Below are 14,644 nucleotides of genomic sequence, written 5' to 3' on the forward strand. Positions count from 1 at the left end.
ATGAGAATAAATAAATATCCATTTTTCCTTTGGCTCACTCAAAGTAGGGAAGATTTGACATTAGATTTTAAAAATCTAAAAGTATCAAGTGATGATTTAGGAGAATCATCACTTAAAAAAGTTCCCATATATTTAATAGTTTTAATTAAATATTTGCCTTTTCTATTGGTTTTGCCTTATTTTTACTACCCAAGTAATAAAAATGATTTAATACCTTTTATTGGAGCATTTGTAGTTGTTATAAGTATGTTATTTGTTTATTTAAAAACAAATCTAATCTTTTTTAAAATATATGTAGTTGCAATTTGTATTATAAATGCAGTTTTTATATTTTTAATTAATGATTATGCAGTAAGTTTAGATATAGGTTTAACTTTTTTTGCCCAAATACTTTTATTTTCAATTTTAGCATTAGATATTTTTTATTTCAAAGGTTATAAAAATTGGTATTTTTTGGAGAATTTTAAAAATGAGATTGATATTAAATTTGCCGAAAAAAAACAAAGAAAATTCCTATTTTTCTTAAAACCAAAAACTGGTTTTAACGTTTCAAAAAAAGTTTTCATCAAAGGTTATTTCTTAAGGATTGAGAATGAAGATATTCAATAAATTAATTATTACTATTTTATTTTTAAATAGTGCTATTTTTGGAGCTGATACTACTACACCTGAAACACAATTTACAAAAGGTGTAAATCAAAGAACTAGTTGTGAGGTAGAGTGTCCACCATTCAAAGATGGATTTTTCGGAAGAATTGCTAATTTTGAGTTTGAAAGTGGTGCAACTACTTGTTATGTTTATTCAAAACAATCTCTACAAACAGCAATAGGAAAAGTTGTAAATATAAATCAGCATTGTGCAAAAACGATGTTAAATCCTGAATCAGTAAATGAGATTAACTCAAATACTAATACAGTTAATAGCCATTTATTCACCTTAAAAGATAAATTAAATGACCTTTATACTAACGCTGGAACAACAAAATATGTAAATCTTCCAAAATATATGGTTGCTGGACTGTTGGCAGATGAAAAAATAATTGATATACCAACTTCAATTACAACAAATGAAGTTACTTTAAATAGTGGATATACAAATACACCTAATCTTGTTAGTTCAAATTTAGTAAATCCAACACTAATTTCAAGAACAGTAGATGCTCTTTCAAATTCAGTTACCTTTATTATTAATTTTTTAAGTTCAAGTGACAAGATATTATTGTCATTAAAAGTAATGTTATTTTTATTTGTTGGTGCATTATCAATACTTTTGGCAGTTTCAGAGCAAACAACAAAAAAGATTTCAAAACTTCAAAATCATGAAGATATAGCTCAAAAAGTCTTTTTAGGTGTATTTTCTTTAATAGTATTCTTTTTTAGTGTAAATAAAATAGAAACATCAACTGGACAATTATCACAAACTGGTTATCAACAAATTATTAGACCTTTAATGTATTTAGGAATCAATACAGCAGATAAATTAACTGAAACAGCAACATCATCTGTTTTAAGATACAAGTTTGCTGGTGTAGGTGTAAACTTACAGGAGGATTTTCAAGCTTTAAAAGATTTGGAATATAAGGAAAAAATAAAAAATAAATATTATAATGAGCTACTTAAACAATGTAAAATTTATTACAATACTGATGCAACATCTCATTATGTAAGTCTTTTAAATTCAAATACTTTATTTCCACCGAGCGAAATCATCTACACAAAAGGAATAGCCGAAGAAGAAAAAAGAGCTATTAATTTTTATACAAGAGGAATGATGAATGGTGAAGCATATTTAACACAAAATGAGATTCCAGCAGTTTCATATTGTTATCAAATGGAAAGAGCTTATTATAACAGTAATGCCTTTTTATCAAATTTAGCTTTTAAAATAGAAAATTACAATTCTGCAATTTCTACTCAAATGGAAAATAAAATCAATAAAATGGTTGATTTAACATATAAAAATATATCTGAGCTTGGTTTTGTATCTATTGTAAATCTTGGAACTACTGTAATGGCTTTTGATACTTTTTCACTTTTAGGTAAAAATGAAAATAGGCAAGAAAATTATGAGTATAAACTAGAGGAGTTTAGAAATCAAAGTGGCTATGATATTCAAGGTTTTGCAAAGCCTGAGGAAGTAGGTGGTATTACAGGTCTGATTAATTCAGCTACCTATGAAGTTTTAACAAATGCTCCTTATTATGCTTTTATACCCTTTTCAGACAATATGCTAAATTATATCAATAGAGTTTTTAATCCCGTAAAAGAATCTATTGGTGCTATTGGTTCAGGAGTTGGTACATTAATAAGTCTTATTCCTTTTAAAGGAGAGATGATTGGAAAAGCTGTTGATAAAATTTTAACAACAGGAACAAATGCAATAGTTGATTCTATTGTTGGTATGCTTACAATATTTTTATTAAAAAGTATAATTGGAGCATTACCTTTAATTGCAATAATTGGAGCTGGATTTTTAGTTATAACTTTTTATTTTTTAAGTGTAGAGATACTTTATATAGTAATTCCTTTTGCTAGTATTTTTGCTTTTTCAACTGGAAATTTAGACATTATAAAAAACTTAATAAAACATACATTTTTATTAGCATTAAAACCTATTTTAATTGTTGTATCAGTAATAATGGCAATATTTGCTTATGATGTATTAAATAGTCTAAATCAGGTTGTTGTAGCTGGTATGTTTGAACCATTATTTATGCTAACTAATGATATTCAAGCAGATAGTGGTTCAGGTACTTTTGATATGATTGAAAATTTTACCCATGGTCTTGGAGCTGGAGCAATTTTATTGTTTTTAAAATCTACTCTTTTATTAGCAACTTCATTCATTACAATTTTTGTATGTTTTTATCTTGTATTTAACGGAGCAAATATCATACTTGATATTTTAGGAATGAGAGATGGTGGGTTTGATGTTGGTGGAGTGATTGGTGATAAAGTTGAATCAAAACATTCTGTTGCAAAAATGAATACAGTAGTTTAAAAAACTGCTGTATTTTTAATATAAATACTAAAAATATATTGTAATAATATATTTATTTTGTTATAATAATATTATAACAAATAAGGAGAAAGAGAAATGAAATTTTTTAAAATACTAAGCAGATATTTACTGATTCAAGCTCAAATGATTAACTTAAAAGTTATTGTTGTATTTGGATTTGTAATACCATTGATTCTAGCACTTTTGAGTATTTTTAAAGAAGTTAGAGCAGACCAAAATGATAATCAAATGAAACATCATTATAATTTATTGAAAGAATCAGGTTTTTTTGAAAATTGGGCAGATTTATTTGTACCATTTTTAAATTTTTCATCATCTTTCTTTGATTTAGGAGAAAAAGAATTAGCAACATTTATTATTGCTGGTTTTTTATTTGGTTTTGTTCTTTTACAAATAATTATACATTTAGTTTGGATAGTTTTTGAAATAACTCTTTACTTTGCAAAAAAGAAGAATTATTTTGAAACAGAAAAAGAGCTTGAGGAATATATGTATATAAAAATCTTCAAAAAGAATCTTAATGATGGATTTTGGAGTGATGCAGAAAATAGTAAAAATAAATAAAGGAGTTTAATATGTCTATAATTGAAGCAATTTTAGGAGTTTATGGTACTAACTTAAAAAAAAGTATTAAAGTTAGTGATGAAGAAATTACAGGTTGGTATATCGAAGGTATGTCTAAAGATGAACTTCAACAAAAGTTCACAAAGGAAGAGATTGAATATATTTATTTTCATGCAGTTTAGAAATAAAATCTGATTTTCTCAGGAACAAAAAAAGCATAAAGAATATAAGCTTGATTTAAAGAGAAATCAGAAATATTTTATTAGTTGAAAATTGTAAGTACATATGTTATGGAAATTTATACATATGTTGTGGAAATATTTTATATAAAAATAAGTGTTCATTTCATTTAAATGATTTGAACACTAATCCTATTAATAATTATATTAATAGGATTCAAATTAATACAATAAGCCCTAAAATATAGGTTTTAGTTAATTAAATAAGACTATTTATAAATATTATTATTTTATAATAATAAAATATTTTATGATATGATTACAGAATATTTAATTTAGGAGTTTTATTATGAAAGTTGGAAAATTTATTTTTGCACCATATTTTAATAAAAAATATTTGGTTTTTAAACCACATATTTTTATAAAAGAGAATTTTTCATTTAAAACTGTTTTTGTTTATTTTCCTATTGTTTTTTTATTTTTAAAATTTTTAGGTGGAAGTTTATATCATTATGCAGATAAAAACACTAAAGAGCAAATTAGTTGGTTTACAGACATTTTAAGAGGTACAACTACTCTTGATAAAGCCTTTGAAAGTTATTATGGGGTAGTTGCAGAATATATAGCTACAAGTTTCAATTTAGGAAGCCAATCATTTGAAATACTTGCGTTAGGCTGGATGGCTTTAGGTTTGTTTACTTTTTTAAAATTTATTACTGTTTGGTATATCTTTATGAAAATTATGTGGATTTTTTTTGATAACCCTTATGCAATTGAAAGACAAATGAGTAAAAGTAAATTAATAGAATATACAAGTAAAAAAAGCGAGTATATTGGAAAAGATTTAAGTGAAGTAATTGAAGATGTTGAAATTCAATTAAAAGCTATGGCTCAAATGCAAAGATGCTAACTCTTTAGTTTTATATTATAAACCCCACTACGGACATAGTGGGAAAAAGAACAAACACACATTGGCTTATATATGTTTGAAATAAAAATAGGTGTTCCTTTCATTTAAGTGATTTGAACACTAACTAAAAACATTCACTTCTTTTTCTTAGCTTTTATCTCTTGCCATTCTTTCAATAACTCTTTGTCATACTCTTGTAAACTAAATGATTCTTCTTTTTGATTATGATATATTTTTAATTCTTTAATTTCTTCTTCTGTATATGTTAATGCTTCTTGATTTTCTTGCGAAGATTTTTCTAGTTCATTAAAAATATCAAGATATTTTTTTGAAGTATGATAAGGTATATTTTTATATTTTTTTAGATTGTATTGTGTAACTTCAATATCTTTTTCAGTTAAATCAAAAATTGCATCAAATAATTTTGCTCTTGCTATTTCACTTCTATGAAATGTAGCTCTTTTCATTGAATCAGTTTTTTTTTCTGATACTTTAATCTTTTTTGCTTTTGATAATATATTCTCATTTAGATTGTTTTTTATTAAATTAAATTCATCTTCTGTTAAATCTAACCTATAAGTAAATTTATCCATTCATTTTTCCAATAATTAATAATTCTAAATGTTTAAATATGTTTAACGTATTTAAACAATAATTTAAGAATTTATGTATTAGAATAACGTAATTTGAATTAAAAGATTTAGAATCAAAATAATGCTTCTATAAACTCTTTTATACACTTTAATTTGGAGTTAAATATGTTCATAATAAAAGAAAAAGATAATGTAGAAGTTGTTCTAAAAATAAACTCAAAAGAAAATAAAAATTTAGAATCTGTGAAAAGCAGAATTAACAATATTGTCGATGAGTTTAATATCTCACTTTTTTTAGATATTAAAATAGATAATTTAGTTCCAAAAGACGAAGTAAGAGTTGAATACTATTCAAGAGCTTCTGCAAGTGAAAAAATAGGGGATAACTATTTAAACTTCTTAAATAAGTTTTTAGAAATTGGTTATGAAGATGGTGTAAAAACTGTTCCTATGGAGTAAAAAAATGTTAGAAAATTCAGAAAACAGAAAAAAATTAAAAGAGTTAAAAATCTTTGAAAAAGTACCATTTGAATTTAAAGATGGTTGGACTGATTTAATTTATGAATTAGGAAAAGATATTACAGAACTTTGTGAATTAACAAATTGTGAACTTCCGTATATTCAACAAATAAAAGAAAAAATGGGAATATTAAAATTTTATTACAACTGCTTAAATTCTCCATATCCTGAAATAGTTGAAAAAAGTATCAGAGCTTTAGTTAGACAAGCTGAAAATAAATCTGCTAATATTTGTGAAACTTGTGGGAAATATGGAGAATTAAGAACAACTGGACTTTGGTTTACTGCTTGTGATGAACACAAAAGAAATTCAATTACTCTTGAAGAGTGGAAAGAATTAGACAAAAAACAAAGAGAAGATTTAGAAAATGAAAAGATTAATACAAAACCATACAAAGCATTAAAATTTGAAGATATTAAATCACCAATTTTAAAAAGAAAGATTATGGAAAAAGTTGCTTGTTTTGAAGCGGTATGTTGGGATTATGAAATAAATGCAGTTGATGTTTTTAATATTTTAAGAACAAAAGATGATGAAGATTTTCCAATTAGTTATGATGTTTTGAGAAAAAAAGTATTGAAATATGTATCAGTAGATAATTTGAAAAATGTATTTAATCAGGAGCAATTAATAGAAATTTTTTCTGATATAAGTTTAAGAACAATCAGAAATCCTGATACAAAAATTTTTATAAAAGAGTTGAAAAAGGCTTGAAAATGGAAGAGAATTTTGAAGAAAGAATTATTGAAACAATACAAAAATCTAAATCAAGATTAAGCGAAGAAAATAGAGCTAAATTGAATGAGCTAGAATTATTTAAAAATAAAGTACCTTATCAAATATTAAATGGATGGACAGATTTAGTTTATGAATTAGGAAAAAATATAGAAGAGCTTTGCAAATTAGCAAATTGTGAACTTCCACAAATTGAACATATAAAAAGTAAATATGCAAGTTTGAGATTTGATTACTACTTTAATTCATCTGTTCCAAGAATTGTTGAAAAATTAATTGATTCACTAATCTATGAAGCAGAAGATAAATCGGAAAGAATTTGTGAATACTGTGGAGCAGATGGAGAAATAAGAATCACAAAAACTGGAAGTTGGTATTTAACTACTTGTGATAAATGCTCAAAAGAAAAACACGATTTAGTAAAAAATAAAGATTTTGAAAAAAGAGCAGATAAATTAACTTCTGAATATTCAATTTAAAGGATTTTAAAATGCCTAAAAAATTAGAAAAGATTTTAAAATGTATTGAAGATATTGATTTTATTTTAAATCATAATAATTTTAAAATCACACAAGAAATAGAAGATAAAATCATAAAACCAGCTATTAATATGAACATTATGAGAATTGCTGAACAATTCAAAAAATTAAAAGATGATTTTGAAATTAAGATATTAAAAAATTTCAAAAATGAAGATTTAAAAAGTATGAGTGATATTTTTGGTAATTATGATTTAGATGATATTAGTGTAGAAAATATTATTAAAAATCATTTACCAACTATAAAAGCAACTATTGAAAAAATAAGAGAGATTTAGTATGCAAGATGTAAGTGAATTTTTAAAAGCTAGTCGCAAATGTAAAAAAAGTAGAGAAAACTGGTATGCAGATGAACTGCTTGAATTAGTTGCTCATATTCAAGAACACGCAGAAAATAAAGATATTTCAAAAGTTGATTATTGCGAAATGCTTGATGCGGTAATTAAAAGAGCAAATTTAATTAAAGAAAAAATGCTTGAAGATAAAGAGCTAGTAGTTTTTAATCCAAAAGATTTTACAGACAATTGTTTTTATAAACAACCAAATGCAGATAAACCATCAATTAAAACAGTTTCAAATGTAATTAAAAGATATTTAGGAACTATGAATAAACAAGATATTCATACTTTATGTGAAAAGTTTGGAAAAGATAGGGTTTTAAAAGAACTAGATAACAAATTTATAGAACTTTTTGAGATAGGATATTATGAATTAAAAGGTGGTATGAGAATTCCTTTGACTGGTGATTATAAAAATTATGGTGTTTACAAAGAAATATTAGAAATTGTTGAAAGTTACAAGGAAATAAAATGAGAAATCTAGCTGAATTGATTAGATACAATCAAGAAGATAAAGATGATTTATATAGAGATGCTTTGTATGGAGAATTAAATTGCTTTATTACAACTACACTTGATAGAAAGATTTCAAAAAAAGATTATTTAGAAAGATTGAGAATTTTAATTAATGAAATAAACAAAATCTATGATGAATTATTGCCAAAATACGATGAATATATCAAAAGATTTAATTTAAAAATTGAAATTCCAATTGAAGATTTGGAATACAAAGATTTTAAAATAGTTCCAAAAAATAAAAATGATGTGAACATAATAGAAAGTATTAAATTTGCCAATGAGCTTCTTTTTGAAGCAAAAAAGAAAATATATGAAAGCAAATTAAATCCTCTTTATTTATTATTTGAAGCTTTAAATGATGATATTGATGGGATGTTTCTTGTTGCTTCAACAAATTGGTATAAAAGATTTTTTGTTGAAGAAGATATTAAGAACATATACCACATGGAGTAAGTATATACGAGATGGAACAAATATATATAATCGGTGATGTTCACGGTTGCTATAAATCACTACTTGCATTAATAGAACAACTTCCAAATAAAAAAAACTCTAAAATAGTTTTTGTTGGAGATTTAATTGATAGAGGTAAAAATAGTTGTGAAGTTATAGAACTTATTATCAATAATAACTATGATTGTGTAATGGGAAATCACGAAGAACTATTTTTAGAATATGCTCCAAATAAAGATGAGTTTGGAAATGATTTTAATATGGAAAATTCTTTACATTATCTTGAAAAGTGTGGTGGAAAAGCAACAATAGAATCATATAAATCAAAAGAGATTTATTTAAAACATTATGATTTTATAAAAAATCTACCTTTATATCTTGAATATAAAGATTATAAAACTGCTGATGATAGATACTTAGTTGTTTCTCATTCTGCTGTTGTAAATGTATGGGATAAAAGAGATAGTAAAGATAAATTTGATATTGAAAATTTTGAAAATCAATTGCTCTATAAAAGATATAAACAATTTGATAATAAAGATATTTTTAATGTTTATGGACACACACCAAGAAGTGAAGCAAAATTAACTTCATTTGATGCAAATGTTGACTTAGGTTGCGTTTATAAAAAAGAAAAAGTAATAAACCCACGACTTTGTGCTTTAGAGTTTCCGTCTATGAAAGTTTATACGCAAGAAAATATAGAATAAAAACACCCCAAAATAGACAAAAAGCTATTTGAAACTGAATCACTAAAATAGTGATTCAAGAGGTGTTTCAAATTTAATTATACTATTTTTTTTCTTCTTTTTCAGTTACAGTTTTTGGAGCTAAAAATTCTAATTTTGTTTCTAAAATTGTAATTTTTTTATCTTTTTCTTTTTCGATAGCTGATAATTTTTTTTCTGAATCTTTATATAAATCTTCAAAATTTTTACAAGTTTTATATGTTTCTAAATATTTATTATTAGCTTCTTTTATTTTTTCATCTTTTTCATTTATTGTGAATTTCAGTATCATTTCTGATTTTTCAAGTTTTTTGACTAATTCATCTTTTTCATCAAGTTTTTTTTCATTTATTTTTTTATATTCATCAAAATCTTTTTTAAAATAATTTAGTAAATTTATATCTTCATGTTAAATAGAATTTTTAGGAAATTTATGTAGAAAATGAAAAAAAATAGGAAAAATAAGGATAATTTAGGAATAAATAGAAAAATACAGAAAATAAGAGGAAAAAAAAGAAAAATATAGGAAAATCAATTTTTCTCCTAAAACTAAAATAGGCACATCGACCAATCACCGTACAAAAATCGCATACGCTAATTTTGAGTGATTGATGTACTTTAAGGGATTCTCCCTTAAAAAACCTGAAATATAATCATTTAAAATACAATCTATTTTTTTAGACAAAAACTTGTCCAATTAATAAATTATAATAAAATTTCTAAAAAAAAGACAAAAAAGAGTTTTTAGATTGATATAATATTATAAATTATGAAGAGGTTATAAATTGAAATTATCAAAATCACTTTATACAAGAGGATTACAGTGTCAAAAATCTCTTTGGTTAAAAAAGTATAAAAAAGAAGTTTTAACAACTCCTGATTCAAAAGCAGAAGCTATTTTTGAAAATGGAAATGAAGTAGGGGATTTAGCTTGTAAACTTTTTCCTAATGGAATTGAAATTCCCTATGATAATACAACTTTTCAAGATAAAATCATTCTAACTCAAGATTATATAAATCAAGGTATTGAAAATATCTATGAAGCTACTTTTGAGTTTGATGGTATTTTGATTATGATTGATATTTTAAATATTCATGATAATAAAGTTGTTATAAATGAAGTTAAAAGCTCAACTGAAGTAAAAGATGTATATCTTCATGATGCAAGTATTCAATACTATGTTTTAAATGGTTTGGGATATGAAATAAGTCAAGTAAATATTATACATATCAATAATCAATATGTAAGAGATGATGAATTAAATATAAATCAATTATTCTGTATAGTTGATGTAACCTATGAAGTTAAAGAACTACAAGCAAATATAAAAAATAATCTAAATATTTTTAGAAAAACTCTTTCAAAAGAAGATGAACCAAATATTGATATTGGAACACATTGTAATGACCCATACTCTTGTGATGCAATTGATTATTGTTGGAAACATATTCCTCAATACTCAATATTTGATATTTCAAGATTACAAAGTAAAAAGAAATTTGAACTTTATAAAAATGGTATTTTAGAATTTTCTCAAATTAAAGATATAAACTCTTTTTCTGTTTCTCAACAAATACAAATACAATCAGAATTAGAAAATAAAACTATAATAAATAAAGAAGCTATAAAAGAGTTTGTAAATACTTTAACTTACCCAATATATCATCTTGATTTTGAAACATTCCAACAAGCAATTCCAGAGTTTAAAGGATTAAGTCCATACCAACAAATTCCTTTTCAATACTCTCTTCATATTGAACATGAAAATGGAACACTTGAACATAAAGAGTTTTTATCTCTTGATGGAATTGACCCAAGAGAACAAATAGCAAAAAGGTTAGTTGAAGATATTCCAACTAATGTAACAGTATTAGCATATAACATGGGATTTGAAAAAGGAGTTATTAGAAAACTAGCTAATTTGTTTGGTGAATATACATATGATTTAATGGCTATTCATGATAACTGTAAAGATTTAATGATTCCTTTTCAAAATAAAGATTACTATCATCCTAATATGAAAGGAAGTTACTCTATCAAATATGTACTTCCATCACTTGTGCCAGAGTTTGAAAATGCTTATAAAGAACTAGATTTAATTCATAATGGTGGTGAAGCTATGGAAGCTTTTTCAAATTTATCAAAAATTGATGATGAAGCGTTGAAACAAAGATATAGAGATTCGTTGTTGGAGTATTGTAAACTTGATACTTTAGCGATGGTAAAAGTTTTAGAGAAATTAAGGGAGTGTGTTAAATGAGTGAAGAAATAAAAGTATGGGTTGTAGGTGATGATTACCGATGTAAAGAATTTTTAGAAGAAAATTTTTGGGAAATTGGATTTGTAGAAGATGATGAAGGTTTTCAACCAAATATAAAGAATTTAAATGATATTTCAATTAATGATTTAATTGTTTTGAAAAGAAAAGATGGTAATTTAAAAAATAAAACTACAAAAATATTTGCAATAGGTATTGTTCTATCACAAAAAAATGAAAGATCGATAAATATAAATTGGTTAATTAAATATGGTTGTAATAATTCTAAAGAAATAAATAGTATTTATGCAAAAACTTTAGTTCAACTTTCAGATACAAATGAAGAGCTAATACTAGGAAAAAGTCTAAATGATTTTATTATAGAGAATCATATTGAAGCAACAAGAGGGGATAAAATCTTTTCATTTAAAACTTTTAAACCAGATATTCAAACAGAAATTAATTCAAAAGATAGAAATAAAATGCAAAGTGATGTAAAACAAATTCAACCATTAAATCAAATATTATATGGAAGTCCAGGGACTGGTAAAACTTACAATACTATAAATAAAGCTTTGGAAATTATTCTTGAAAAAGAGTTAGGAGAGGATTATTTAAAATTATCTAGTAAAGAACAAGAAGAAAAGCTTATTTCTGAAGCTAAAAAAATTTATGAATTAAATAAAACAGAAATTTCATTAAAAAAAGAAGATGATAATAGAGAAGTATTAAAACAAGTTTTTGTATTTTATAAAAAACAAGGACAAATAGAATTTGTAACTTTCCATCAAAGTTATGGATATGAAGAATTTGTTGAGGGAATAAAAGCCAAAACAAATGAAGAAACAAAACAAGTTGAATATGAAATAGAAGCTGGAATATTTAAGAAATTATCAATCGAAGCTTTAAAAAATGTTTTAATTAATTCTAAACAAATTAATAATAAGAAAAAATTTATATTAAATGCAAAATCATTGAATATTCAAGCTGAACTTATTCAAGAAGATGAAAATACATATAAAGTTTTAAAGGGCTCAAAAATAAGAAAAGGTGAAGCAGAATCTTTTAAAAATTATAATTATAGTGAGTTAAAAAATATTGTTCTAAAAAAAGCAAAGTTAAAAGAAGAAAGTGAATTTTATATTTTAGAAGAAGATTACTCTTTCCAAAGTTTGAGTGCTGCATCATCAGTAATCTTAGGAAGAATGTCAAATGGTTTAATTGATTGGAAAGAAATTATAGAAACAGATAATTCATTTATAGAAAAAGAAAATAATCCATCTAAAAATTATGTCTTAATAATAGATGAAATAAACAGAGGAAATATTTCAAAAATTTTTGGAGAACTTATCACACTTATTGAACCATCAAAAAGAATAGGGGCTGATGAAGAGATAAAAGTAAAACTTACTTATAGTGGAGATAGTGAAGAACCTTTTGGAGTACCAAAAAATCTTTATATCATAGGTACTATGAATACAGCTGATAGAAGTATCGCTCCTATTGATACAGCACTTAGAAGAAGATTTGTATTTGAAGAAATGGCTCCAGATTCTAGTTTATTGAATGAAAATATTCAAGGTATTAATTTGCAATTATTACTTGAAGCTATAAATACAAGAATAGAATATTTATACGATAGAGACCATACTATTGGTCATGCTTATTTGATAGATATAAAAACTTTAGATGATTTGAAATTTGCATTTAAAAATAAAATTATTCCACTTCTTGCAGAGTATTTTTATGAAGATTGGGAAAACATAGATTTAGTTTTAAATCAAAATAGATTTGTAGTTTCAAATAGTGAAAACAAAGGGTATATCTCTAAAAAACTTGAAGAAAGAATTAGAAATAAAATTACCTATAAAGTAAGTGATGATGAAAAAGATTGGAGAATAGAAAATTTTCAAAAAATCTATGATAATGAAGTTGATTTAACAAAGAAAGAAAAAACAGAACAAAATAATCAAGTAAATACAGAATTTTCAAATGAAGGATAAAGCAACTATTAGTGAATTTGGACTTATTGGATGTGAAATTGAGCCATCAAATAAGTTCTTATGTGCAAAAATAGATAAAAAATTTTATGATGAGTTAGAATCATTTGCTAAAATAGATAAAGGTAAAGATGTTTTACAGTTTACTGGAAATGGTAGATATTTACAAGCAAAAAGTTATGTAGGAACTATTCAAACTACAAGTGGATTTATTCTTGAGATATTACCAAAGACTGTAAAAGATAATGATGTAGAAAAATCAAAACAAGTTTTTATGAAGCTTTTACATCTTCTTTATAAATTGCCAAATTATAAAAATATTGATAGTGCTAATTTTGAAAGAATTAAAGATTTAGAGATTTTTGAAATATTTATTTTTATGTTTTTAGAAGAAGTTGGGATTATCATAAAAAAAGGGATAAAGTCTGATTATGTAGGGTGTGAAGATAGTCTTTTTTATCTAAAAGGAAAACTTCTTATAAATGAACAGATAAAAAGAAATAGTATTCACAAAGAGAGATTTTATGTTCAATATGATGACTATAATCAAAATAGAGCAGAAAATAGACTTATAAAATCTACTTTAAAACTATTGTCAAATATTTCAAAAGATTTTAATAATCAAAGAAAAATAAGACAATATTTAGAGCATTTGAATTGGATTGAGTTATCACTTAATATTGATAAAGATTTTTCAATGGTTAAAACAGGTCGAGGAATGGAACACTATAAAAATGCTTTGATTTGGTCAAAAGTATTTTTAAAAAAAGAGTCATTTAGTTCATTTAGTGGTGATACTATTGCTTTTGCTATTTTATATCCAATGGAAAAACTTTTTGAATGTTTTGTGCAATGGTGGCTAGAAAAAAGATATTCGTATCTTCAAATTGAAGCTCAAAATGGTGGAGTTGATTTTGTAAAAAAACTATTTACCGTAAGACCTGATTTTTTAATCAAAAAAGATAATCAAGTTATTTGTGTAGCAGATGCAAAATGGAAATTAATAGAAAGTGATAAAGAGTTTTCACAAAGTGATTTTTATCAACTATTTGCATATAAGCATATATTTTTAAAAGAACAAAAAGAGAATTATAAAGATGAGATTTGTGAACTAATGAGTTTAAAAATCTATTATCCAAAATCAGATTATTTGGAAAAAAGTAGAATATTTGAATATTTTGATAATACAGAAATTAAAATAGTTCCACTTGATATTGAAACAGAATTATTAAAATAAATTAGACAAAATTGTGTCCAATACATTTTTTATAATTGTAAATAATAAA

Annotated in this window: 17 protein-coding genes; 15 read left to right on the plus strand and 2 right to left on the minus strand. The window is 24.4% G+C overall.

Annotation, left to right across the window (positions count from 1 at the left end; all coding sequences use genetic code 11):
* The 5 genes from ADFLV_RS06470 (at position 1) to ADFLV_RS06490 (ending at position 4,675) form a co-directional block, all read left to right on the plus strand.
* Complete coding sequence (locus tag ADFLV_RS06470; protein ID WP_129012086.1) at positions 1-609, plus strand: hypothetical protein; 609 nt, start codon at positions 1-3, stop codon at positions 607-609.
* Positions 593-3,001 carry an MATE family efflux transporter gene (locus tag ADFLV_RS06475; RefSeq protein WP_129012085.1) on the plus strand — a complete coding sequence of 803 codons (2,409 nt, stop codon included), beginning with the start codon at positions 593-595 and terminating at the stop codon, positions 2,999-3,001. The genes ADFLV_RS06470 and ADFLV_RS06475 overlap by 17 nt, the downstream gene beginning before the upstream one ends.
* 96 nt (positions 3,002-3,097) lie before the next feature.
* Positions 3,098-3,586 (plus strand): hypothetical protein, encoded by a 489-nt coding sequence (locus tag ADFLV_RS06480; protein ID WP_129012084.1) that lies wholly within the window; start codon positions 3,098-3,100, stop codon positions 3,584-3,586.
* An 11-nt stretch (positions 3,587-3,597) separates the two neighbouring features.
* Positions 3,598-3,768, plus strand: coding sequence for a hypothetical protein (locus ADFLV_RS06485; RefSeq protein ID WP_164968545.1), 171 nt, complete (start codon positions 3,598-3,600; stop codon positions 3,766-3,768).
* A 346-nt stretch (positions 3,769-4,114) separates the two neighbouring features.
* On the plus strand, positions 4,115-4,675 hold the full coding sequence (locus ADFLV_RS06490; protein WP_129012083.1) for a hypothetical protein: 561 nt from the start codon (positions 4,115-4,117) through the stop codon (positions 4,673-4,675).
* A 134-nt stretch (positions 4,676-4,809) separates the two neighbouring features.
* Here the strand turns inward: ADFLV_RS06490 and ADFLV_RS06495 are convergent, their stop codons facing one another.
* Positions 4,810-5,268, minus strand: a complete 459-nt coding sequence (locus tag ADFLV_RS06495; RefSeq protein WP_129012082.1) for a hypothetical protein — start codon at positions 5,266-5,268, stop codon at positions 4,810-4,812.
* 165 nt (positions 5,269-5,433) lie between these two features.
* Between ADFLV_RS06495 and ADFLV_RS06500 the strand changes: the two genes are divergently transcribed.
* Genes ADFLV_RS06500 through ADFLV_RS06530 form a run of 7 tightly spaced genes read left to right on the plus strand, consistent with a single transcriptional unit; the run spans position 5,434 to position 9,082 of the window.
* Positions 5,434-5,727 (plus strand): hypothetical protein, encoded by a 294-nt coding sequence (locus ADFLV_RS06500; RefSeq protein WP_129012081.1) that lies wholly within the window; start codon positions 5,434-5,436, stop codon positions 5,725-5,727.
* 4 nt (positions 5,728-5,731) lie between these two features.
* Entirely contained in the window at positions 5,732-6,502 is a 771-nt protein-coding gene (locus tag ADFLV_RS06505; protein WP_129012080.1) for a hypothetical protein, read from the plus strand.
* A gap of 2 nt (positions 6,503-6,504) precedes the next feature.
* Positions 6,505-7,002 (plus strand): hypothetical protein, encoded by a 498-nt coding sequence (locus ADFLV_RS06510; RefSeq protein WP_129012079.1) that lies wholly within the window; start codon positions 6,505-6,507, stop codon positions 7,000-7,002.
* A gap of 11 nt (positions 7,003-7,013) precedes the next feature.
* Positions 7,014-7,340 (plus strand): hypothetical protein, encoded by a 327-nt coding sequence (locus tag ADFLV_RS06515; RefSeq protein WP_129012078.1) that lies wholly within the window; start codon positions 7,014-7,016, stop codon positions 7,338-7,340.
* Position 7,341: 1 nt separating this feature from the next.
* A complete protein-coding gene (locus tag ADFLV_RS06520) occupies positions 7,342-7,875 on the plus strand; it encodes a hypothetical protein (protein WP_129012077.1) in 534 nt (177 codons plus the stop codon).
* The gene (locus ADFLV_RS06525; RefSeq protein ID WP_129012076.1) at positions 7,872-8,372 is read left to right on the plus strand and encodes a hypothetical protein; all 501 of its coding nucleotides are present in this window, start codon (positions 7,872-7,874) and stop codon (positions 8,370-8,372) included. The genes ADFLV_RS06520 and ADFLV_RS06525 overlap by 4 nt, the downstream gene beginning before the upstream one ends.
* 11 nt (positions 8,373-8,383) lie before the next feature.
* The gene (locus ADFLV_RS06530) at positions 8,384-9,082 is read left to right on the plus strand and encodes a metallophosphoesterase (protein ID WP_129012075.1); all 699 of its coding nucleotides are present in this window, start codon (positions 8,384-8,386) and stop codon (positions 9,080-9,082) included.
* 82 nt (positions 9,083-9,164) lie between these two features.
* Here the strand turns inward: ADFLV_RS06530 and ADFLV_RS06535 are convergent, their stop codons facing one another.
* Positions 9,165-9,392, minus strand: coding sequence for a hypothetical protein (locus tag ADFLV_RS06535; RefSeq protein WP_129012074.1), 228 nt, complete (start codon positions 9,390-9,392; stop codon positions 9,165-9,167).
* 493 nt (positions 9,393-9,885) lie between these two features.
* Here ADFLV_RS06535 and ADFLV_RS06540 point away from each other — a divergent pair, with 493 nt between their 5' ends.
* The 3 genes from ADFLV_RS06540 to ADFLV_RS06550 are packed head-to-tail and all read left to right on the plus strand — an operon-like array spanning position 9,886 to position 14,595.
* Positions 9,886-11,361 (plus strand): DUF2779 domain-containing protein, encoded by a 1,476-nt coding sequence (locus ADFLV_RS06540; RefSeq protein WP_129012073.1) that lies wholly within the window; start codon positions 9,886-9,888, stop codon positions 11,359-11,361.
* Positions 11,358-13,361, plus strand: a complete 2,004-nt coding sequence (locus tag ADFLV_RS15220) for a DUF4357 domain-containing protein (RefSeq protein WP_164968544.1) — start codon at positions 11,358-11,360, stop codon at positions 13,359-13,361. The genes ADFLV_RS06540 and ADFLV_RS15220 overlap by 4 nt, the downstream gene beginning before the upstream one ends.
* Entirely contained in the window at positions 13,351-14,595 is a 1,245-nt protein-coding gene (locus ADFLV_RS06550; protein WP_129012072.1) for an McrC family protein, read from the plus strand. The genes ADFLV_RS15220 and ADFLV_RS06550 overlap by 11 nt, the downstream gene beginning before the upstream one ends.
* Positions 14,596-14,644 lie beyond the last annotated feature (49 nt).

It is taken from the genome of Arcobacter defluvii (assembly GCF_013201725.1).
Taxonomy (GTDB): domain Bacteria; phylum Campylobacterota; class Campylobacteria; order Campylobacterales; family Arcobacteraceae; genus Aliarcobacter; species Aliarcobacter defluvii.